Consider the following 21,411-nt stretch of genomic DNA (forward strand, 5'->3'; position numbering starts at 1 on the left):
GTAACGTCAGCCTGGGCCGTCACTCGCGGCCGCGAGCAGCGGCACCAGGATGTCGCTGATCGGCGTCGGAACGCCATGAACCCGGCCGCGACGCGCGATGATGCCGTTGCGGATATCCCATTCCAGTGGCCGGCCTGCTTCCCGATCAGTGAGGATGGAGGTGCCCATGTCGGCAGGGGCCAACTGGAATTTGCCTAGGATCTCTTGCGATACTTCCTCGCCGAGTTCAATGCCCTCTGCGCGTGCCACGGCCAGGCATTCGCGCAAATAGGTCAGCGCCAGCCCGGCAATGTCGGCGCGGCTGAACATGCCCGAGCGACGATGCGTGAGCGCCATGAGGCCCGCCACCGCGTTCTGCAACAGCTTGCGCCAGGCGAGCGCGCTGAAGTTTTCCGCCAAGTCCACGGCGCACCGCGTGCCTTGCAGTGCCCGCGCCACGACACGCGCGCCAGCCGTGTCTGGCAGAGTCAGGCGTGCCTCGCCGCGCAGGCGCACCGAGCCATCGGATTGCGCCTGGGCCGGAAACCACACGACAGCGGGAACGATGTGCCCGCTTGGCACGTGTGAGCGAACCCTCTCCACCTGTTCGATCCCGTTCTGCAAGACGCACACCACGGTTTGCGGCCCGACCAGCGCGGCAAGCCAGTCTGCGGCCGCCTCGATCTGCGTGGCCTTGACTGCCAGAAACACAAGATCAGCCGGGCGAGTGATCTGCTTCGGGCTCGTGCGAACCGGGCCGGGGACGCTGATGGTGCGGCCGTCTTCCAGCAGCGTCAGGTGATCGCGGGGAGTCCGTCCACACAGCAAGGGCGTGCAGTCGATCTCATGCAGCATCGCCGCGACCGTGGTGCCGATCGCACCGGGTCCCACGATGGCGACAGCAGTGTTGATTTCAGTGTTCATGAACGCGGATTCCTTTAACGCCATCTGTGCATGGGCCGTTGTGCCCCTCATGCGGTGCATGTAATATATTACCTATGAATAAAGATAATGGTAATTCTATTACAGAAGGCGAGCGCCGATTGCAGCAATGGATCGGCAGCATTCAAGCGCGAAGCGGCGACCTCGCCGCGAGCGAGGCGAAGGTTGTCGATCTGCTGCTCACCGATCCTTTGTTTGTTGGCGTCAGCACGACCGCTCAGGTTGCCGCCCAGGCCGGCGTTTCGCCGCCAACGGTGATCCGCGCGGCGCGTGCGCTTGGGTTCAGCGGCTTTGCCGAGCTGAAGATCGAGATAGCCCGTGCCCGCGGCACAGCCCGGTTCTTCGCTCCGCCCGAAGTGCTCGGCGCGGATGCGACGTCGGGCTCCGTGCTGGAAACCTCCATCCGTGCCGGCGCCGATGCACTCACTGCGCTGGGCGGGGCCATCGAACTCCCTGCGCTGGATAAGGCCGTGGGTTTGATCCAGCGCGCGCGGCAGGTCTTTGCGTTCGGTGCCGGCCCTTCCTCGACGGTGGCCGCCGATGCTGTTTTCCGTCTGCGCGCGGTCGGCGTGATGACGGTAGGCATCACCGATCACTTGTCGGCCATGATTGCGGCGCGGCTCCTGGGCGCCGAGGACGTCGTCATCGCCGTCAGTTCGACTGGCCGCACGTCATCCACGCTTGCCGTTGCCGATGCGGCGTCATCGGCCGGCGCCTCGCTGATTGCCATCACCAACCAGTACGACACGCCTTTGGCAGCCCTCGCGGACGTCGCGCTTGTCGTCGGCGGCGCGCCGCTACCGGCACAGATGGCCGCTGCGGCAAGCCGGTTGGCCCAACTCGTCGTGCTTGACGCGCTGGTCGCCACCCTCGCGCTGCGCGATCCAGATCGCAGCCGCCTGGCCGAGCGGGCAGGCATTGATCTGCCTGACATTTCCTGAAGCCCTGATGCAGCCCGACACCATTGCCATGGTTCTTGCCGCAGCGGTAGCGCATGCGGTGTGGAACCTGGCGTCGAAGTACAAACAGGGGAACACCTTGCTGTTCGTCTGGGCGTACAGCTTCGCGTCGACACTGTTGTGGATCCCTATCGCGGTCGGTCTCATGGCGCACGGGCTGCGGACGATGGATGGGCAGCTCGCGATGGCCGCGGCTGTTTCGGCGGCATTGCACATCGCGTACTCGCTGACCTTGCAGGCCGGCTACGATCGCGCCGATCTTGGGGTGGTTTATCCGATCGCGCGTGGCACGGGGCCGGTGCTGACGATGCTGTTCGCGATTCTCGTTCTGGGCGAGCGGCTGAACGTCGTCGCGGTGTTCGGCGCGCTCCTGGTCGTTTCAGGCGTGCTTGTCGTCACTGGCAACCCGTTCCGCAGCGGCAGTCCCCGTCCACTCCAGGGGATGCTCTGGGGGGCCGCCACGGGTGCCACCATCGCCAGCTACACCCTCTGGGACAGCTACGCGGTCACGTCGCTGCATGTCGCGCCAGTGAGCTACTACGCGGGAACGCTTCTGCTGCAAAGCCTGGCTCTGACACCGGGCGCGCTGCGGCATCGGCGGCACATGCCCGCGGCACTTCGTGCCAATGCCGCGCCTATTCTCATTGTGGCTGTCTTCTCCCCACTGGCCTACATCCTGGTGCTGAACGCCATGCAGGCGGCTCCCATTGCGCTCGTCGCCCCCTTGCGCGAGTCGTCCATCATCGTCGGTTCCCTCTTCGCGTATCTGATCTTTCGTGAGGGCCATCTCGCGCGCCGCATCGTGGGTGCGGGCATCGTGCTGATCGGAATCGTGGCGATCAGTCTGTAATGCCTGTTGTTCATCAGTTGATGATGAACGGAATACAGTCTTGCCGTTGAATGCTTCATTCGCTATTCGGAAGAGCCTATGATTGCATGAAGGTAAATCATAGGGCCAGCCATGTCGCGTCCTGATCTCAATCTCCTGCTGGCGCTGGATGCGCTGCTCGACGAGGGCAGCGTCATCGGTGCCGCGCGCCGCATGCATTTGAGCGCGCCGGCGATGAGCCGCACCTTGGGCCGTATCCGTGAGGCGTTGGGCGACCCGGTGTTCGTCCAGGTCGGCCGCAGGCTCATACCCACGCCCAAGGCTCTGGCAATGCGTGAGCAGGTGCGGCTGGCGGTCGAACAGGCCTCGCAGGTGTTCGCTGCCGATGCCGAGATCGACCTGAAATCGCTGGATCGGCGTTTCAGCGTCCGCGCCACCGATGAGTTCGTGAGCATCCATCTGGGTCATCTCCTGGATGCAATGGCACGGGACATGCCGCGGGCGATGCTGCGCTTTTCGCCAGAGGAGGACGATGTGGACGAGGAGGCGCTGCGCAGCGGCCGCATCGACCTGTTCATCAGCGCCTCGCGCAAGCTCGGACCGGAAATTCGGGTTCAAGCCCTGTTCACCACGACGTTCGTGGGCGTCGCGCGCGTCAATCATCCCATCTTCGACGAAGAAATCACGCCCGAGCGCCTCACGCGCTGGGAGCACATCAACGTGTCGCGGCGTGGCAAGGCCGCCGGGCCGGTCGATGCCGCACTGGAGGCGCAGGGGCTGCGCCGACACGTCGCCCTGGTGCTGCCCAATCCGTACACGGCGCTGTTCGCATTGCAAGATTCGGATCTGCTGTTGCCGTTGCCCCGGCATCTGGCCAGTACCGCGCTGTCGGCGGGCTTGCGTATTCGCGTGTTCGACCTGCCGACACCGCTGGAAACGGTGCTGCTGACCCAGGCCTGGCACCCGCGCCTTGAAGGCGATCCGGCCCATCAATGGCTGCGGCAGACCATCCATACGCTTTGCAACGAGGATCACGCGCAGGCCGCCAAGCGCGTCAAGCCCTGACCAAGCGCCGCGCTATGCGTGCGTTTTGAGCAATCATCCGAGTGCAATAAATTCACTTTTAGCAATGCTCAGCCTTGCCTACAGTGACGCGTATTGATCACTGTGGAAGGGTTGCATCGTGCATTCGGCTAACGTGCCTGACGCGGATTCAGGCGCCTCTTTACGCCGCTCTCGGCTTCGGGAGGGCTTGGCGCATGGCCTGCCTTATCTCGATCTGACCACCCCGCGGGCGACCTATGTGATGCGTTCGCTCCTGGCCGCCTGCCTGGCCTTGGTGGTGGCCTATCTGCTGGAACTGCACGCGCCCTACGCGGCGGCTTCCAGCGTGCTGCTGGTCATCAACCCCGTCCAGGGAGGCGTGATGGGCAAGGGGGTGTGGCGCGTACTGGGCACGCTGATCGGCATGCTGGCGGCCTTCGTGCTGATGAGCGCCTTCGGCCAGATGCCCTGGCTGTTCCTGCTCGGTTTCGGCCTGTGGCTGGGGGTGTGCGTGGTGGGCATGACCCTGCTGCGTCATTTCCGGGCCTATGGCGCCGCGCTGGCGGGCTATACCGTGGGCCTGGCGGCCTACGGCGCCATGCAGCACCCGGAGCGCACCTTCGACCAAGTAATGGGACGCGGGGCATCCGTGATGATCGGCGTGGTCTGCCTGGCGCTGGTCTCGGCTCTCTTCAGCAGCCGCAGCGTGCACAGCCGCCTGGCCGCGGCGCTCGACCGTCTTGCGGTCGCCACGGCGGGAGTGCTTGCGACGCATCACCAGGCCATTCAAGGCAGCGACGCCGCAGAGGCCAAGCCCCTCGATGCCGGACGGCGCTCTCTCATCACCGAGGTCTATGGCGTGGACGATCTGCTGGCGCTGGGCAAGGCCGAATCCGCCGACCTGGCCCATCGTGCCGGCACGGTGCGGCAGGTAATGGTGTCGTTGTTTTCCGCTCTTGTGGGCGGTGCGCCGCCCCTGAGCGGGCAAAGCGCCAGTCTCGCTGCACTGAGAGCGTTGCGGCCGGACTGGGAAAGGGCATGGCGGGAGGTGGGCCAGTCGCTGGCGCAGGAGCCTGGCTCGGCCGGAAGAGCGCGTGCCATCCGGCTGTTGACCGACCTGCGCGCCCGGCTGGTGGCCGCGCTCACCGCCACCTCGTTCGACGACGCCTCCGAGCAGGCCACACTAATGATCGCGGGCGATCGCTTGCTCGAGCAACTCGACGATTACCAGCAAGCCCTCGAAGGCAACGAGCGTTTCCACCAACCCAGGCCGACGCCGGCGCGCGTGTCCGTGCCATTCCACCGCGACACGGTGGCAGCCCTTCAGAACGGCGTACGCGCTTTGTTGACCGTGCTGATGGGCGGCGCCTTCTGGATCGCCACCGGCTGGACGGAAGGCAACATGATGCTGGCGGGGTTGGCGGCGGCCTGCGCGCTGCTGTCCACCGCGCCCAATCCCGCGCTGGGTGCGGTCGAATTCATCAAGGGCACGGTGGCCGCCGTGGCGATGGCCTTCCTGTGCACCTTCATCGTGCTGCCTCACGTCTCGGGCCTGCCGCTGCTGCTGGTGATCCTGAGCCTGTTCTGGCTGCCCGGTGTGTATGCCACCACGATGCCGCGCCATGCCTTGGCGGGCGTGGCCTACCTGGTGGCGTTCACGACGCTGGCGGCGGCTGACAACCCGATGCGCTACGACTTTGCGCTGTTCCTCAATGGTGCCGTCGCCTGGATCCTGGCGACGTGTTTCACGCTGCTGGGCTTCAGGATCGTGCTGCCGCGCAACGGGGCTCGCGACGTCACGCGCCTGCGCCAGCGCATCCGCGACGCGGCGCTGGGCGCCTTGGGCGGCGACCCGGCAGACGCGTCGGCCTGGCAATGGCGCCAGCAGCATCGCATCGCGCAACTCGGCGCCTTGCTCAAAACGCAGCCGCAGGCGATGGATCGTGCTATTGCCCGGGCGCTGACCAGCCTGCATCTGGGCCGGGAAGTCCTGCGCCTGCGACGCTGGCTTGGCCAGGCGCCCCAGGACGCCGAGTGGGCGCGCTTGGCGACACGCGCGCTGCGCCATATGCGCCAGCGGGCCGGTGATCCGCTGCGGGCCGCGCGCCATGCCCGCCGCGCGGCGGCCTCCTTGGCGCGTTTGCCGGCGCGGTCCGGCGCCTCGATGGATGACGCGCGGCGCGTGACAGCCGTGCTGCTCGACATCGCCGCGCTGCTGGAGCGCCATGCAAACGACGCTCAGTCCCCCTCTGGAGGCCAAACCCATGCTCAGTGAATTCTCGTTGGCGGGCATCTACCTGCCGCCCTTCTTTGCCTACGCCTGCCTGGCTCTGCCGATCTATCTGGGCCTTCGGTTCGTGCTGGCGCGCAGCGGGATGCTGCGCTGGGTGTGGCATCCAGGCCTGTTCGAGTTCGCCCTTTCCCTTTGCCTTGTTTCCCTGTTGGTGCTTTATGTCTGAACGTTCATTTCCCGCCCGGGGCCTGCTGCGGGCAGGACTCACTCTCGCAGCGGTCGTTGCCGCGGGGTTCCTGGTCAGCGCGCTGTGGCGTGCCTACGTCGTCGCCCCATGGACCCGTGATGGCCGCGTCAGCGCGCAGATCGTGCGCATCGCTCCCGAAGTGTCAGGCACCGTCGCCGAAGTCTCGGTCGCGGACGACCAATACGTCAATCGGGGTGAGGTGCTCTATCGCATCGACAATGCCAGCTTCACGCTGGAATTGGCCCAGGCCGAGGCGCGGCTGGCAGCGGCCGAGGCATCCCTGCGCCAGAAAACCGAGGAGGCGCGGCGGCGCCGGGGCATGGAAAGCCTGGTGCCTGCCGAGGACATCCAGCGGGCGAATCAGGCCGTTGCCATTGCCCAGGCCGAACTGCGCGGTGCGCGGGTCGCCGTGGACAGGGCGAAGCTGGATCTGGCGCGTACCGAACTGCGTGCGCCGACCGATGGCTACGTCACGCGCCTGCGCTTGAACAAGGGCGACTACGCCGTGGCGGGCCAGCCGAACCTCGCCCTGATCGACGCCCACAGCTTCTGGATCACCGGCTATTTCGAGGAAACCAAGCTGCGCGGCATCCAGCCCGGCGCGGCAGCGCGCATCCGCCTGATGGGCTTCGACCAGGTATTGCCAGGGCGGGTAGCCAGCATCGGGCGTGGCATCGCCGATAGCAACCAGCAGGCCGACGCACAGGGTCTGCCGAGTGTGGAGCCCAGCTTCAGTTGGGTCCGGCTGGCGCAGCGCATTCCCGTGCGCGTCGAGTTCGAGCATGTCCCGCGCGAGGTCGTGCTGGCCGCCGGCATGACCGGCAGCATTGAGGTCACGCCTTCCGCAGGCACGCCGGTCCCGCAGGGCCGGCTGATTTCGCTGCTGCACCGCTGGATGTGAGGACAAAGCCATGCATGCACCCGTCCCTCGCACGCCGCCGCGCCTTCGACAGGCAATGCTGGCCTCGCTGTTGGCGGCCCTGACCGGCTGCACCGCCGTGGGTCCGGACTACCACCCGCCGGTGCTGGACGTGCCCGCGCACTGGATCGAGGCCGACGCCGCCATGTCCGATGGCGACCATGATGGCCTGCGTTCCTGGTGGCGCGCCTTCCAGGATCCCTTGCTCGACCGCCTGGTCGATCAGGCCCTGACACATAACCAGGACCTGGATATTGCCTTGGCGCGCCTGCGTCAGGCCCGCGCCGAACGCGTGCAGATCGCCTCGGCCGCCATGCCTGAAATCTCGGTCGGCGCCGCCGGCGAGGCCGTGCGTGGCAGCAAGGCGCTCGGCGCGCAGCCCGGCGGGCAGGCACGAACCTGGCGCCTGGGATTCGATGCCAGTTGGGAGCTGGACCTATTCGGCGGCACGCGCCGGGCGGTCGAGGCCGCCGATGCCGGCATCCAGGCGCTGGCGGAGGACCATCGCGCGCTGCAAGTGAGCCTGGTGGCCGAACTGGCATCCGATTACGCCGGGCTGCGCGCCGCGCAACTGCGTTTGGCCATCGCGCAGGACAATATCCGCACGTTGGCCGAAGCCGAGCGCTTGGCCGAATGGGCGCACCGCAGCGGCCTGGGCACGCTGGCCGACGTCACCCAGGCCCGCGCCGAGCGCGAAGCGGCCGAGGCGCTACCACCTCTGCTGGATGCGGACATCGCCCGTTTCAGCCATGCCATCGGTGTGCTGACGGGCGGATTTCCCGGCGATTGGCATGCCGACCTCGCAACGCCCGCGCCCGTTTTGCCCATGCCGAAAGACTTGCCGCTGTCACTGCCTTCGGACCTCATTCGCCAACGCCCCGACCTGCGTGCGGACGAACGACGCCTTGCCGCCGCCACCGCGCAGATCGGCGTGGCCGAGGCCGCGCGCTTTCCCTCGTTCCGCATTCCCCTGGGGTTCGGCACCACCGCCAGCGTTATCCACGACCTGTTCTCGGGCGCCAGCCTGGCGTGGTCGGCGGCGATGCAAGGCAGCCAGTCCCTCTTCGACGCCGGCCGCGCGAAGGCAGGCGTGACGGCGGCGCAGGCCAACGCCGACGCCGTGCGGCGCGTCTACGAGCGGGACGTGCGTGCGGCCTTGCGTGACGTGGAAGACGCCTTGACGGCATGGACCAGCGAGCGCCAGCGGCAAGCCGCGTTGCAGAAGGCCGCAGCCGATAGCCAACAGGCCCTGCAACAGGCGACCCGGCTCTATGCGCGTGGGTTAAGCGCCTACCCGCCGGTGCTGCTGGCCCAGCGCAGCCTGAACCAGGTGCGCGAGTCGCTTGCCCTCAGTCAACTGGCGCAGTTGCAAGCAGGCATTGCCTTGTACAAGGCGCTGGGCGCGGGAGGGTAGGGCATTGCTCCCTCATTCTTGCTGGCTTCACCACAGGCTCTCGCCGCTGGCCTCCAGGTGGGTCAGGTACAGCCGCAGGTCGAATTCATACTGGTGATACTGCGGCTCCATCAAGCGGCACAGGTTGTAGAAGGCCTTGTTGTGGTCCTTTTCCTTCAGGTGCGCCAGTTCGTGCACCGTGATCATCTTCAGGAATTCCTCCGGCACCGTCTTGAACAGCGTGGCCACGCGGATCTCGTGCTTGGCTTTGAGCTTGCCGCCCTGGACCCGCGAGATGAACGTATGCTGGCCCAGGGCGTGCTGGATCACGTGGATCTTGCTGTCGAAGGCGATCTTGCTGAGCGGCGCGCCGTTGCGGATGTAGGTGTTCTTCAGGTCCACCACATAGTCGTACAGCGCCTTGTCGGTGCGCACGCCATGCGCGCCGGCGGGATAGCGGGCCCGCAACGCCGGCCCGAGCTTGCCCTGGTCGAGCAGCGCGCGAGCCTGCGCCAGCAGCGTTTCCGGATAGCCGGTCAGGTATTTCATCGCGTCAGGAAAGAGGCAGGTGCCGCACACGCAGGCGCGGCCATTTTTCGGTGTAGCGCTTGGCCCGCAGCCGTTGGGTGTAGAGGGCGGGGTCGCGCAGTCCGGGGCTGGGCCGCAGCACCAGGTCGAACAGGTCCTCCAGGCCGTGCGGCGCCAGGATGCGCAGGTGATCGCCGGCGTCCAGCGATACGTCGATACAGGTGGCGGTCTCCGGCCAGGTGGCGATGCCGGCCGCGAGCGACGCCAGCGGGGGCGGCGCAATGCCGCCGTCGCGGCGCCACAGGTGGACCCGCGCCTGGTTCACCACCTCCCAGGGCGCGTCCGGCGCGGCGCCGCCCAGGCGGTGCGCGATAGCGGACCAGGGCGCGCAGGCGTTCGGCGTGGGGCGCTTCCAATGGCGAGGCGTGCGGCTCAGGCGCGGCCACGGCCGAACGCCGCGGCCAGCGCCATGACCAGCAGGATCACGAAAAGCGCCAGGCTCCACAGCGCATACTCGATGCCCAGCACCGGCACGACCGCGTCCATGCAGGTGGCGTAGATGCCGAACAGCCACGGCACGCTGCCGTCCAGGCCGATGCCGGTCATGAAGCGGTCGGCGAAAGTCTGGTCGCACGACAGCATCTTGGCGGCCACGGTGTACTGGTACCAGGCCGCGGCGATGCCGCTGATCGACAGCAGGGCGGCCAGGGACGCGCAGATGCGCGTCAGCGCGCGGCCGCCGCCGAAACCGCCGATCAGGGCGATGACGCCGATCACCAGGTAGATCAGGCGCTGCATCACGCACCAGGCGCAAGGCGGCATGTCGAAGACGTACTGGGAAATCAGGGCGATGCCGACGGCGCCGAAGCTGAAAAGGGCGATCAGGCGGAGCAGGCGTTCTGAACGAGAAGTCATGGTTGTTGCAAGGTAAGGGGTTCGCGGGGGCGGGGCCCCGGGGGATGGCCGGTCCGGCCGCCAGGCGTTAGGCCTTGGGAATCGGAATTGGTTGCATGACCTGCTGCAATACCCCCAGCAGCAGCTCGCGCGAGCCTTCCCAGAAGATCTGCACGCCCAGGCACAGCATGATGAAGGCTGACATGCGCATGAAAACGGCGGTGCCATTATCGCCCAGCCGGTGCAGCATCTGCGCCGCAAAGCGCAGGCAGACGTACAAGGTCAGCGAAACGACCACGATGCCGGGAATCGAACCCCCCAGGCGCAGCAGGCTCAGCACGTGGTTCTGGTCGCGCAGCGACACGCCTACCGTGATGGCCGCGGCGATCGAGCCGGGACCGCAACTGATGGGAAAGGTCAGCGGGTAGAAAGCGCGCGCCTTGGCCATTTCCGGCGTGAAGGATTCGGCCATGCGGGCCACGCGCTCGGTGTCGGCATCGGGGGAATTGACCAGGCGCCAGGCGCTGGCGATGACCAGCATGCCGCCGCCCACCCGCACGATCGACAGCGAAATGCCGAAAAAGCTCAACAGCACGTTGCCGGCGACCATGGCGACGATGAGCATCAGGCCGACGTTGACGGCGACGCGCTTGGCCAGCACCGTGCGGGTGGCGGACGAGGCGCCTTCGGTCAGGGACAGGAAGATGGGCGCGATCGCCGGCGGGTTCAGAAACGGCAGCAGCGTCGCCAGCGCGAAAAAGAAGCTGGTTCCCAGCACCCGCAGGTATTCGTTTAGCTCCATCGCACGGTATCGCCAAGCCGAAAACCGGATTGTATGCGGTCGGCGGCTGTCTGGCGATGGGGCGCCGGTCCGGCTTCAGGCGGCCTGTTGCCGGACCTCGTCGCCGGCCAGCGCATCGAGGATGTCGCGCTCGAACTGCATCTGGCTGCGCGGCCGCGTCAGCGTCGCGCCATCGACGATGAAGACGTCCTCCACGCGGTCGCCCAGCGTCATGATCTTGGCCATCAGCAGGTTCACTTCATGCTGGGCGAAGACCCGCGCCAGGGCGTGCAGCAGGCCGGGGCGGTCGGTCGCGGTGACCGACAGGCGCCACGAGGTGCTGCGCTCGTCCGGCTGCAGCTCGGCCTGCGGCATGATCGGGAACACCCGCGACATGCGCGACTGGCGGCCGCGGCCGTAGTAGCCGCCGCGGGCGGCGGGGGCCTGGGCGGCCGTCTTGGCGTCCTTCAGGCGCTCGGCCAGTTCGTGCTCGACCAGCGTGGCCTGCGCGCGCAGGTCGCTGGCGCCTTCGGGCAGCAGCACGATGAAGCTGTCCAGCGCCCAGCCGTGGCGGGTGGTGTGGATGCGGGCGTCCTGCACCGACAGCGACTTGGCGTCGAAGTAGCCGCAGATGGCCACGAACAGGTCGGGCACGTCGCGCGTGTAGACCATGATCTGCAGGCCTTCGCCTTGTTCGGTGGGGCGGGCGCGCACCACCGCGTGGGCCGGCGCCACCTGGTGATACAGGTGGCGCGTATGCCAGGCGATATCGGAGGCGTCGTGGCGCAGGAAGTAGGCCACGTCGAGCTGGCTCCAGAACGCTTCGCGCGCGTCGTCGCGCAGGCCCGCCAGGCGGGTCAGGCGCGCGGCCTCCTCGCGGCGTTCGGTCAGGACGGTGTGGGCATCGGCATGGGCGCCGCCCAGCGCGGCCAGGGTCAGCTTGTACAGGTCCTCGAGCAGCTTGCCCTTCCAGGCGTTCCAGACCTTGGGACTGGTGCCGCGGATATCGGCCACTGTCAGCAGGTATAGCGCGGTCAGGTGGCGTTCGTCCTTGACCGTGGCGGCGAAGTCCTGGATCACGGCGGGATCGGACAGGTCGCGCTTTTGCGCCACGGCCGACATCAGCAGGTGCTGGCGCACCAGGAATTCAACCAGCTTGGCGTCTTCCGGCTCCATGCCATGGTCGTGGGCGAACTTGCGCACCTCGCGCGCGCCCAGCTCGGAGTGGTCGCCGCCGCGGCCCTTGGCGATGTCATGGAACAGCGCCGCGACGTACAGCAGCCAATGGCGGTCCAGGCCGGCGATCAGTTGGCTGGCCAGCGGATATTCCTGGGCGTGCTCGGGCATGGTGAAGCGGCGCAGGTTGCGCACCACCGCCAGCGTGTGCTGGTCCACCGTGTAGGCGTGGAACAGGTCGTGCTGCATCTGGCCGACGATGCGGCGGAATACCGGCAGGTAACGCGGCAGGATGTTCAGCATGGTCATGCGGCGCAGCTCGTGCACGACGCCGCGCGGCTGCTGCAGGATCTGCAGGAACAGCTTGCGGTTGACCGGGTTGCGGCGGAACTGCGCGTCGATGCGATGGCGCGAGTGCCAGATGGCGCGCAGTGTGCGCGCCGACATGCCGGTCAGCTCGGGATGCTGCTGCATCACCAGGAAGGCGCGCAGCAACAGCGTCGGGTTGCGCTCGAAGCCGTCGTCGCGAATGATGTCGAGGCGGTCGCGCAGGTTGCGGAAATCGTCGTCGATGTCGCGCGCATCGCTGTCGGGGCGCGGGAACAGGCGTTCCTCGATGTTCTGCACCAGGATGCCGTTGAGCTGCGTCACCAGGCGCGCGGCCCAGTAGTAGCGCTGCATCAGCAGTTCGCTGCCGCGCCGGGTGGCCGTGGCGTGGATGCCGTAGACCTCGGCCAGGGCCGGCTGCAGGTCGAACAGCACGCGGTCCTCGCGCCGCTTGGCCAGCAGGTGCAATTCGATGCGCAGGCGCTTGAAAGCCTGTTCCGCCTTGCGCAGGTCGCGCGCCTCGGACGGGGTCAGCAGACCTGCCTGCGCCACCGCGCGCCAGTTCTCGCCGAAGCCGGCCGCGCGCGCCATCCACAGGATCACCTGCAGGTCGCGCAGGCCGCCGGGCGATTCCTTGCAATTGGGTTCGAGCGCATAGGGCGTGTCCTGGTAGCGCGCGTGGCGCTGCTGCATCTCGACGCGCTTGGCGCGAAAGAACGCGCGCGCGTCCAGTCGCGACTGGGTGGCGGCCTCGAACTTTTTCATCAGCGCGCGGCTGCCGGCCAGCCAGCGCGATTCCAGCAGCGCGGTTTCCACCGTGATGTCGGCGTCGGCCTCGCGCTCGCAGTCCTCGATGGTGCGCACGCTGTGGCCGGGCTCCAGGCCCAGGTCCCAGAGCGAGGCGACCAGTTGCTCGATGGCGGATTCGTCGTCGGCGGTGGGGGCGTGCGGCAGCAGGATCAGCAGGTCGACGTCCGAGTGCGGATACAGTTCGCCGCGGCCGTAGCCGCCCACCGCGGCCAGCGTGGCGCCGGCGGGCAGGGGATAGTGCTTGACCAGGTCGCGCAGCGCCGCGTCCACGATGCGGCGCAGTTCGCCCAGCAGCGTATCGGGGCGTTCGTGCTCGCGGAACTGGGCCACCGCGGCGCGCCGGGATTCCTGGATGCGTTCGCGCAGGGTGCTGAGAATGTCGGCGGTCATGGTGGCGGACGGGCCGGGGTCAGACGGCGGGGATGACGATCGGTTCGGTGATGAAGGCAGGCGGCTTGGGCATGCCGGGCGACAGGGTCAGGACCTCGTAGCCGGTGTCGGTGACGCACACAGCATGCTCCCATTGCGCCGACAGGCTGTGGTCGCGCGTCACGACCGTCCAGCCGTCGGACAACTGGCGGATCTCGCGGCGGCCGGCGTTGATCATGGGCTCGATGGTGAACAGCATACCCGTCACCAATTTCACTCCGGTGCCCGGCTTGCCGTAGTGCAGCACTTGCGGGTCTTCGTGAAAGCGCTGGCCGATGCCGTGGCCGCAGAACTCGCGCACCACCGAAAAGCCGTTGGACTCGGCATGCTTCTGGATGGCGTTGCCGATGTCGCCTAATGTGGCCCCGTTTTTTACCTGCTGGATGCCTTTCCACATGCACTCGAAGGTGATGTCGGTCAGGCGGCGCGACAGGATCGACTGTTCGCCCACGGCGTACATGCGGCTGGTGTCGCCGAACCAGCCGTCCTTGATGATGGTGACGTCGATGTTGAGGGAGTCCCCGTTTTTCAAGGCCTTGTCGCCCGGGATGCCGTGGCACACCTGGTGATTGACCGAGGTGCAGATGGCGCCAGGGAAGGGCGGGTAGCCGGGCGGGGCATAGCCCACCGTGGCGGACTTCACCTTGAGTTCGTCGGTCAGGTATTCCAGGCAGAGGCGGTCCAGTTCCCCGGTGGTGACGCCAGGCTTGACGTAGGGGGTGATGAAATCGAGGACTTTGGCGGCGTCCTGGCAGGCCGCGCGCATCTTGGCCAGGTCGGCCGGATTGGTAATGGTGCCCATGGAATGACTGACGAATCTCGCTTGAATGTCTGCTTGAAAGAATAGTAGAATTATAGGCTTCCCTAAAATTTTGGGGAGCAATCTGGGTAGCGGCAAGCGCCGATCCCGGCGGGTGGGGATGGAATCTTCCAGGCCACCCGGTTGGTTGTCTGATTTGGTACGTTGGGCCACACCGCTTCTTGTGAGATCGGTGGCGGGCTTCGGAGTTTCATCGCAAGCGAAGGTTGTGGTGGGGGTTCGGGCCAGTCGCCAGGTTCCGGGAAGCACGGCGGCACAGCGGACGAGAGCAGGCGGCGGGCCGGGGCGGGCGGGGGGCTTGCATCGACACAGGTCGGGGCGCTGCGTGCTCGCAAGCCCGGTCACGTTTTCGAGCAGCGATGCAGGTTCAAGGTGGCTGCCGGCTTAAGTTCTTGGAAGGTTTCCAGTTCCTGGAGGTTTTCCTGAAGAACCGCCCCCGGCGACTGATGCGCGCAATGGTTGAAAAGCCATGGCGCGAATGAACTGGATTTCGCTGCCAACAAAACAGGTCCGGGTGCGCTGGAAGAAACTGCCAGGAATTTCCTGGCGGGTCGGACGGCGCGATGCGTGCAAGCGGCGCCAGGCGCTTCGTCGTGGCGGCCGTCTGGGTTTATCGCGGCAGCGTGGCAGCAAGGCGCGCAGGGCACATGCCCGGCACGTCGGAGTAGTGCGGCAGTGATCGGCCGGCCCGGTTAAAATTCTGTTCATCCCGCAGGTGCGGGAAATCGCGCGCAACACCACCCAGGGTGTCAGCCACAGGCTGATGCAGGTGCGGCGCAAGAAATCAACCCTTGGAGAAAGTTATGTCTTTGATGCGCGAAATGCTGGAAGCGGGTGTCCACTTCGGTCACCAGACCCGCTACTGGAACCCCAAGATGGCCCCCTTCATCTTCGGCCATCGCAACAAGATTCACATCATCAACCTGGAAAAGACGGTTGATAAGTACCAGGAAGCCACCAAGTTCGTGAAGCAGCTTGCTGCTCGCGGTGGCAACATCCTGTTCGTCGGCACCAAGCGCGCCGCCCGCGAGCTGGTCGCCGCCGAAGCCGCCCGTTGCGGCATGCCCTACGTCGATGCCCGCTGGCTCGGCGGCATGCTGACCAACTTCAAGACGGTCAAGACCTCGGTCAAGCGCCTGAAGGACATGGAAGCCGTGGTCGCCGAAGGCGGCGCCGAGCGCATGATCAAGAAGGAAGGCCTGCTGTTCCAGCGCGAACTGGAAAAGCTGAACAAGTCGATCGGCGGCATCAAGGACATGAACGGCCTGCCCGATGCCATGTTCGTGATCGACGTCGGCTACCACAAGATCGCCATCGCCGAAGCCAAGACCCTGGGCATCCCCGTGGTCGCCGTGGTTGACACCAACCACTCGCCCGACGGCATCGACTACGTGATCCCCGGCAACGACGACTCGGCCAAGGCCATCGCGCTGTACGCCAAGGGCATCGCCGACGCCGTGCTGGAAGGCCGCGAACAGAACCTGAACGGTCTGGTCGAGGAAATCGGCGAAGGCCAGGAAGAGTTCGTCGAAGTGCAGGACAACCAGGCCTAAGCCTGCTGTCATGTCCGGCGGTTAGTGTCAGGGGGCGGTCGCGGAATGCGGCGTGCCCCCGCCTCGCCGGCAGTGCGAAGGCGGACTCCCGCCTTCCTCATCCGCAGCTTGCGGACGTCTCATCGAATCACACCAATGCCCCGGCCCGCCGGGGCATGTCTTAGCAAAATTTGGAGCTAACATGGCTGAAATTACCGCCGCCCTGGTCAAGGAACTGCGCGAAAAGACCGATGCGCCCATGATGGAGTGCAAGAAGGCCCTGACGGAAGCCGAAGGCGACCTGGCCCGCGCTGAAGAGATCCTGCGCGTCAAGCTGGGCAACAAGGCCAGCAAGGCTGCCGCCCGCGTCACGGCCGAAGGCCTGATCGGCCTGTTCATCTCGGCCGACGCCAAGCAAGGCGCCGTCATCGAAGTGAACTGCGAAACCGACTTCGTTGCCAAGAACGACGACTTCGTCGCATTCGTCAACAAGCTGGCCGAGCTGGTCGCCACCCAGAACCCCGCCGACGTGGCCGCCCTGTCGGCGCTGCCCTACGGCGACGGCACCATCGAATCGACCCGTACCGCCCTGATCGGCAAGATCGGCGAAAACATCTCGATCCGCCGCTTCGAGCGCATCCAGACCCCGAACGCGCTGGCCAGCTACGTGCACGGCGGCAAGATCGGCGTGCTGGTGGAATACGCCGGCGCCGAGGAAGTGGGCAAGGACCTGGCGATGCACATCGCCGCGACCAAGCCGAAGGCCCTGAACGCCGACGGCGTGAACCCGGCCGACATCGCCGCCGAACGCTCGGTCGCCGAGCAGAAGGCCGCCGAATCGGGCAAGCCGGCTGAAATCGTCGCCAAGATGGTCGAAGGCTCGGTGCAGAAGTTCCTGAAGGAAGTCACGCTGCTGTCGCAACCTTTCGTCAAGGACGACAAGAACACCGTCGAACAGATGCTCAAGGCCAAGGGCGCCTCGATCACCAAGTTCGTGCTGTTCGTCGTCGGCGAAGGTATCGAGAAGAAGACCAGCGACTTCGCCGCTGAGGTTGCCGCCGCCGCCGCCGGCCGCGCCTGATCTCGGGGTAGTCCTTACAGGCCGGCGCTAGATATTTTCTAGTCCGGCCTATTTCTTGTCTTACACTTTCGTCGGAATGTTCTTCGGGATATCACCTATGAGCAGCAGATCATACAAACGGGTTCTTCTCAAACTTTCCGGCGAGGCGCTGATGGGCGACGATGCATTCGGCATCAATCGCGCCACCATCGTCCGCATGACCGATGAGATCGCCGAAGTCGCCGCCACTGGCGTCGAGCTGGCCATCGTCATCGGCGGTGGCAACATCTTCCGTGGCGTCGCCCCGGGTGCGCAGGGCATGGACCGCGCCACCGCCGACTACATGGGCATGATGGCCACCATCATGAACGCGCTTGCCCTGCAGGACGCGCTCAAGCACAAGGGTATCGACACCCGCGTGCAGTCGGCCCTGAACATCGACCAGGTCGTCGAACCGTACATCCGCCCCAAGGCCCTGCGTTACCTCGAAGAAGGCAAGGTCGTCATCTTCGCCGCGGGCACCGGCAACCCCTTCTTCACGACCGATACCGCGGCCGCCCTGCGTGGCGCCGAGATCGGCGCGGAGATCGTGCTGAAGGCCACCAAGGTCGACGGCATCTACAGCGCGGATCCCAACAAGGATCCTTCCGCCACGCGCTACGCGCGCATCAGCTTCGACGAGGCCATCGTCCGCCGCCTGGAAGTCATGGACGCCACGGCGTTCGCCCTGTGCCGCGACCAGAAGCTGCCGATCAAGGTGTTTTCGATCAATAAGTCGGGCGCGCTCAAGCGCGTCGTCAGCGGCGAAGACGAAGGCACGTTGGTACACGTTTAAAGAAAAGGAAAATCCATGAGCGTCGCAGAAATCCGCAAATCCGCCGAAGCCAGGATGGCCAAGTCGCTTGACACGCTCAAGACCAACCTGGCCAAGATCCGCACGGGCCGCGCCCACACCGGCATCCTGGACCACGTGCAGGTCGAGTACTACGGTTCGCCCGTGCCGATCAGCCAGGTCGGCAACGTGAACCTGATCGACGCGCGCACCATCAGCGTCCAGCCCTACGAAAAGAGCATGGCCGCCGCGATCGAGAAGGCCATCCGCGAATCGGACCTGGGCCTGAACCCCATGTCCATGGGCGATACCATCCGCGTGCCGATGCCGGCCCTGACCGAAGAGCGCCGCCGCGACCTGACCAAGGTCGTGCGCAGCGAAGGCGAGGACGCCAAGGTGGCCGTGCGCAATCTGCGCCGCGAAGCCAACGACACCTTGAAGAAGCTGGTCAAGGACAAGGAAATCTCCGAGGACGACGAGCGTCGCGCCCAGGACGACGTCCAGAAGCTGACCGACCGCAACGTGGCCGACATCGACAAGATGGTTGCCCAAAAAGAAGCGGAAATCATGACCGTATAATCCTTGCAGAGCCGGAGCGGGCAGCAAGCCGCCCCGGTCCCAGGATTTTTGCCTTCGCGCCGTCCTATCCATTGCTTCGCAGCACACTGACGCAGCGGTGGATCGACGGCGCGGGTTTTTCCCCGTATTCCCTGTTTTACGCCGGTCGACGGCGCTCCCCAGACCCATGGCAACCAGTTCTACCCAGGCGGTTCCCGATACCCGCGACATCCCGGAGCACGTGGCCATCATCATGGATGGCAACGGCAGATGGGCGACGCGGCGGCTGTTGCCACGCACGGCCGGGCATGCCAAGGGGGTGCAGGCGGTGCGCCGCGTGGTCGAGGCCTGCGGCCGCGCGGGGGTGCGCTACCTGACGCTGTTCGCCTTCAGTTCCGAGAACTGGCGCCGGCCTGCCGAGGAGGTGTCGCTGCTGATGCGCCTGTTCGTGCAGGCGCTGGAGCGCGAAGTCGGCAAGCTGGAAGAGCAGGGCGTGCGCCTGCACGTCATCGGCGATCTGTCCGCGTTCGAGCCGCGCCTGCAGGAACTGATCTTCGCCGCTCAGGCGCGCACCGCCCACAATGACCGCCTGCACCTGACGGTGGCCGCCAACTACGGCGGTCGCTGGGACATCCTGCAGGCCACCCGCGCGATGCTGGCGGCCGAGCCCGAGCTGGCGGCGCATCCGGAGCGGGTCGACGAAGAGCGCCTGGCGCGGCATCTTTCCATGTCCTGGGCGCCCGAGCCCGACCTGTTCATCCGCACCGGCGGCGAGCAGCGCATTTCCAATTTCCTGATCTGGCAGATGGCGTACGCGGAGTTCTATTTCACGGACCGCTACTGGCCGGATTTCGGCGCCGACGAACTGCGCCAGGCATTTGACTGGTACCGGACGCGCGAGCGCCGCTTCGGCCGCACCAGCGCCCAGCTCACCGAAACCGGCGAAAAATAGTCCGGCCGCGGCTCGCCGTGCCCCGCGCGCGGCGGCTGTGGGTCGACCCGAGGAGATCGTCACCATGTTGGGCCAGCGTATCGTTACCGCCATCGTCCTGCTCGCCGTCCTGGCGGCCGCAATGATGAGCGCCAATCCCTGGTGGTTCGTGGCGTTGCTCGCGCTGGCGGCGGCCTGCGCCAATTGGGAGTGGCTGCGCCTGACGCTGCCGCAACCGCCGTCGTCCGTGATCGCCGCGGGCATTCCCGTCCTGTTGTTCGCGGCCATGCTGGCCCTGGCGTCGGCCTGGTTGTCGGGCCAGCGCGACGGCATCGCGGATCCGTCCTGGATCCTGCGCTACGCCGCGCCGCTGGTTGCCGTGGTCTGGCTGTTCGGGGCCACCGCCGCCGTGGTGCGCGGCCGATCCGACGCGGCGCCGGCGAATCTGGGGTGGTCGCTGTTTTCGGTCCCCGCCGCGTTCACCGCCTGGGCGGTGCTGGCCCAGATGTTCATGGCGCGCGGCGCCGCCTTCGTGGTGTCGTTGCTGGCCCTGGTCTGGGTCGCCGATATCGCCGCCTATTTCGCCGGCCGCGCATTCGGCAAGCGTAAACTGGCGCCGCGGGTCAGCCCGGGCAAGACGGTGGCCGGCGCGGTCGCCGGCGTGCTGGGCGCCGTCATCTGGATCGGCCTGTCGAGCCTGTGGGACGGCACGTTCGGCCATGCGCTGGTGGCGCACTGGTCGTTCTGGCTGGCGCTGCCGATCGCGGCGTTGCTGGGCGTGCTATCCATCATCGGCGACCTGTTCGAGTCGTTGCTCAAGCGCCGCGCGGGCCGCAAGGATTCCAGCGCGCTGCTGCCGGGGCACGGCGGGGTCTATGACCGTATCGACGCGATCCTGCCGGTCGCGCCGTTGGCGCTAATCTTGTCTGGAGTGTTGTTTTGACGGCTTTTCAACGCGTCGTGGTGCTGGGATCGACCGGCTCGATTGGCGAGAGCACGCTGGACGTGATCGCTCGCCATCCGGATCGCCTGGCGGTGTATGCCCTGTCTGCCTACAGCCGCATGGAACGGCTGGCCGAGCAGGCGTTGGCCAGCCGCGCCGCGGTGGTCGTGGTGCCCGATGCCAAGGCGCGTGACAAATTCGTGGCGGCCTGGCCGGCCGGGCAGGCCGCGCCGGAAATCCGGATCGGCGCGCAGGCCCTGGCCGATACGGCGGCGGATGCGCAGTGCGACGCCGTCATGGCGGCCATCGTCGGCGCTGCCGGCCTGCCCGCGGCCTTGGCCGCGGCGCGTGCCGGCAAGCGGGTCTTGCTGGCCAACAAGGAAGCGCTGGTCGCCGCCGGCTCGCTGTTCATGCAGGCAATTCGCGACAACGGCGCCGAATTGCTCCCCATCGACAGCGAACACAATGCGATTTTCCAGTGTCTGCCCCATGGCGGCCGGGCCGGGGCGCCCGATGCGCCGGCGCCGGGCGTGCGCCGACTGCTGCTGACCGCCTCCGGCGGCCCGTTCCGGGGCCGCGACCTGGAGGACCTGCACGAGGTGACGCCGGCGCAGGCCTGCGCCCATCCCAACTGGAGCATGGGCCGCAAGATCTCGGTCGATTCCGCCACCATGCTGAACAAAGGCCTGGAGGTGATCGAGGCGCACTGGCTGTTTGCCATGCCGGCCGACCGCATCGAGGTCGTGGTGCATCCGCAGAGCGTGATTCACTCCATGGTCGAATACGACGACGGCTCGATCCTGGCGCAATTGGGCCAGCCCGACATGCGCACGCCGATCTCCTACGGCTTGGGCTTTCCCGAGCGCCTGGACAGCGGCGTGGGGCCGCTGGACCTGACCCGTCTGGGCCGGCTCGATTTCGAAAAGCCGGACCTGGCGCGATTCCCGTGCCTGGCGCTGGCGTTCGAGGCGCTGCGTGCCGGGCAGGGCGCCTGCATCGCCCTGAACGCGGCCAATGAGGTGGCGGTGGACGCCTTCCTGGCGGGCCGTCTGGGGTATACCTGGATACCGCGGGTTATCGAGGCGACCCTGGAGTGGCAGGGGGGGCAATCATCTGTTACGCTCAATAGTCTTGACGATGTGCTGGCGCTGGATGCCGCCGCGCGCGTTTACGCCGGCAATCTCGGCCTGGCGTGATGGCGCATGGATCGTTCCCCGGACCGTGCGCCGTTTTTCCCGTGCGTTG

Annotated in this window: 21 protein-coding genes; 14 read left to right on the top strand and 7 right to left on the bottom strand. The window is 66.6% G+C overall.

The window, feature by feature from the left end; genetic code table 11:
• Positions 1-6: 6 nt before the first annotated feature.
• On the bottom strand, positions 7-903 hold the full coding sequence (locus AAID08_RS11830) for an oxidoreductase (protein ID WP_395757665.1): 897 nt from the start codon (positions 901-903) through the stop codon (positions 7-9).
• 74 nt (positions 904-977) lie between these two features.
• Here AAID08_RS11830 and AAID08_RS11835 point away from each other — a divergent pair, with 74 nt between their 5' ends.
• From AAID08_RS11835 to AAID08_RS11865, 7 genes are all read left to right on the top strand, one after another.
• Complete coding sequence (locus AAID08_RS11835; protein WP_064522888.1) at positions 978-1,862, top strand: MurR/RpiR family transcriptional regulator; 885 nt, start codon at positions 978-980, stop codon at positions 1,860-1,862.
• A 7-nt stretch (positions 1,863-1,869) separates the two neighbouring features.
• A complete protein-coding gene (locus AAID08_RS11840; RefSeq protein ID WP_054502825.1) occupies positions 1,870-2,730 on the top strand; it encodes a DMT family transporter in 861 nt (286 codons plus the stop codon).
• A gap of 111 nt (positions 2,731-2,841) precedes the next feature.
• Positions 2,842-3,774: a LysR family transcriptional regulator gene (locus AAID08_RS11845; protein ID WP_395757666.1), complete on the top strand. Its 933-nt coding sequence runs from the start codon at positions 2,842-2,844 to the stop codon at positions 3,772-3,774.
• A 241-nt stretch (positions 3,775-4,015) separates the two neighbouring features.
• A complete protein-coding gene (locus tag AAID08_RS11850; protein ID WP_395757667.1) occupies positions 4,016-6,028 on the top strand; it encodes an FUSC family protein in 2,013 nt (670 codons plus the stop codon).
• The gene (locus AAID08_RS11855) at positions 6,018-6,212 is read left to right on the top strand and encodes a DUF1656 domain-containing protein (RefSeq protein ID WP_054502823.1); all 195 of its coding nucleotides are present in this window, start codon (positions 6,018-6,020) and stop codon (positions 6,210-6,212) included. The genes AAID08_RS11850 and AAID08_RS11855 overlap by 11 nt, the downstream gene beginning before the upstream one ends.
• A complete protein-coding gene (locus AAID08_RS11860) occupies positions 6,205-7,134 on the top strand; it encodes an efflux RND transporter periplasmic adaptor subunit (protein ID WP_395757668.1) in 930 nt (309 codons plus the stop codon). The genes AAID08_RS11855 and AAID08_RS11860 overlap by 8 nt, the downstream gene beginning before the upstream one ends.
• A 10-nt stretch (positions 7,135-7,144) precedes the next feature.
• Positions 7,145-8,566, top strand: coding sequence for an efflux transporter outer membrane subunit (locus AAID08_RS11865; protein ID WP_395757669.1), 1,422 nt, complete (start codon positions 7,145-7,147; stop codon positions 8,564-8,566).
• Between the two features lie 27 nt (positions 8,567-8,593).
• On the opposite strand, the gene AAID08_RS11870 is transcribed toward AAID08_RS11865, so the two are convergent.
• From AAID08_RS11870 to map, 6 genes are all read right to left on the bottom strand, one after another.
• Entirely contained in the window at positions 8,594-9,094 is a 501-nt protein-coding gene (locus AAID08_RS11870) for a M48 family metallopeptidase (protein ID WP_054502820.1), read from the bottom strand.
• Between the two features lie 4 nt (positions 9,095-9,098).
• Positions 9,099-9,398, bottom strand: coding sequence for a nucleotidyltransferase family protein (locus AAID08_RS11875; protein WP_395757670.1), 300 nt, complete (start codon positions 9,396-9,398; stop codon positions 9,099-9,101).
• A 107-nt stretch (positions 9,399-9,505) separates the two neighbouring features.
• Positions 9,506-9,988 (bottom strand): disulfide bond formation protein B, encoded by a 483-nt coding sequence (locus tag AAID08_RS11880; RefSeq protein WP_054502818.1) that lies wholly within the window; start codon positions 9,986-9,988, stop codon positions 9,506-9,508.
• Between the two features lie 67 nt (positions 9,989-10,055).
• Positions 10,056-10,769, bottom strand: coding sequence for a MarC family protein (locus AAID08_RS11885; protein WP_054431130.1), 714 nt, complete (start codon positions 10,767-10,769; stop codon positions 10,056-10,058).
• 75 nt (positions 10,770-10,844) lie between these two features.
• Entirely contained in the window at positions 10,845-13,451 is a 2,607-nt protein-coding gene (locus AAID08_RS11890; protein WP_054502817.1) for a [protein-PII] uridylyltransferase, read from the bottom strand.
• A gap of 19 nt (positions 13,452-13,470) precedes the next feature.
• Complete coding sequence (map, locus tag AAID08_RS11895) at positions 13,471-14,292, bottom strand: type I methionyl aminopeptidase (protein WP_054502816.1); 822 nt, start codon at positions 14,290-14,292, stop codon at positions 13,471-13,473.
• An 821-nt stretch (positions 14,293-15,113) separates the two neighbouring features.
• Between map and rpsB the strand changes: the two genes are divergently transcribed.
• From rpsB to AAID08_RS11930, 7 genes are all read left to right on the top strand, one after another.
• Positions 15,114-15,863 (top strand): 30S ribosomal protein S2, encoded by a 750-nt coding sequence (rpsB, locus tag AAID08_RS11900; protein ID WP_054502815.1) that lies wholly within the window; start codon positions 15,114-15,116, stop codon positions 15,861-15,863.
• Between the two features lie 181 nt (positions 15,864-16,044).
• The gene (tsf, locus tag AAID08_RS11905; RefSeq protein ID WP_049074268.1) at positions 16,045-16,923 is read left to right on the top strand and encodes a translation elongation factor Ts; all 879 of its coding nucleotides are present in this window, start codon (positions 16,045-16,047) and stop codon (positions 16,921-16,923) included.
• A gap of 97 nt (positions 16,924-17,020) precedes the next feature.
• Positions 17,021-17,737, top strand: a complete 717-nt coding sequence (gene pyrH / locus AAID08_RS11910) for a UMP kinase (protein ID WP_006394495.1) — start codon at positions 17,021-17,023, stop codon at positions 17,735-17,737.
• 15 nt (positions 17,738-17,752) lie between these two features.
• Positions 17,753-18,313, top strand: coding sequence for a ribosome recycling factor (gene frr / locus AAID08_RS11915; RefSeq protein WP_049074267.1), 561 nt, complete (start codon positions 17,753-17,755; stop codon positions 18,311-18,313).
• A gap of 166 nt (positions 18,314-18,479) precedes the next feature.
• Positions 18,480-19,244, top strand: a complete 765-nt coding sequence (gene uppS / locus AAID08_RS11920) for a polyprenyl diphosphate synthase (protein ID WP_054502814.1) — start codon at positions 18,480-18,482, stop codon at positions 19,242-19,244.
• Positions 19,245-19,308: 64 nt separating this feature from the next.
• Complete coding sequence (locus AAID08_RS11925; RefSeq protein WP_054502813.1) at positions 19,309-20,166, top strand: phosphatidate cytidylyltransferase; 858 nt, start codon at positions 19,309-19,311, stop codon at positions 20,164-20,166.
• Complete coding sequence (locus AAID08_RS11930) at positions 20,163-21,362, top strand: 1-deoxy-D-xylulose-5-phosphate reductoisomerase (RefSeq protein WP_054502812.1); 1,200 nt, start codon at positions 20,163-20,165, stop codon at positions 21,360-21,362. The genes AAID08_RS11925 and AAID08_RS11930 overlap by 4 nt, the downstream gene beginning before the upstream one ends.
• The last annotated feature ends 49 nt before the right edge of the window (positions 21,363-21,411 follow it).

The organism is Achromobacter sp. EB05, assembly GCF_044232075.1.
Classification (GTDB): domain Bacteria; phylum Pseudomonadota; class Gammaproteobacteria; order Burkholderiales; family Burkholderiaceae_B; genus Achromobacter; species Achromobacter dolens.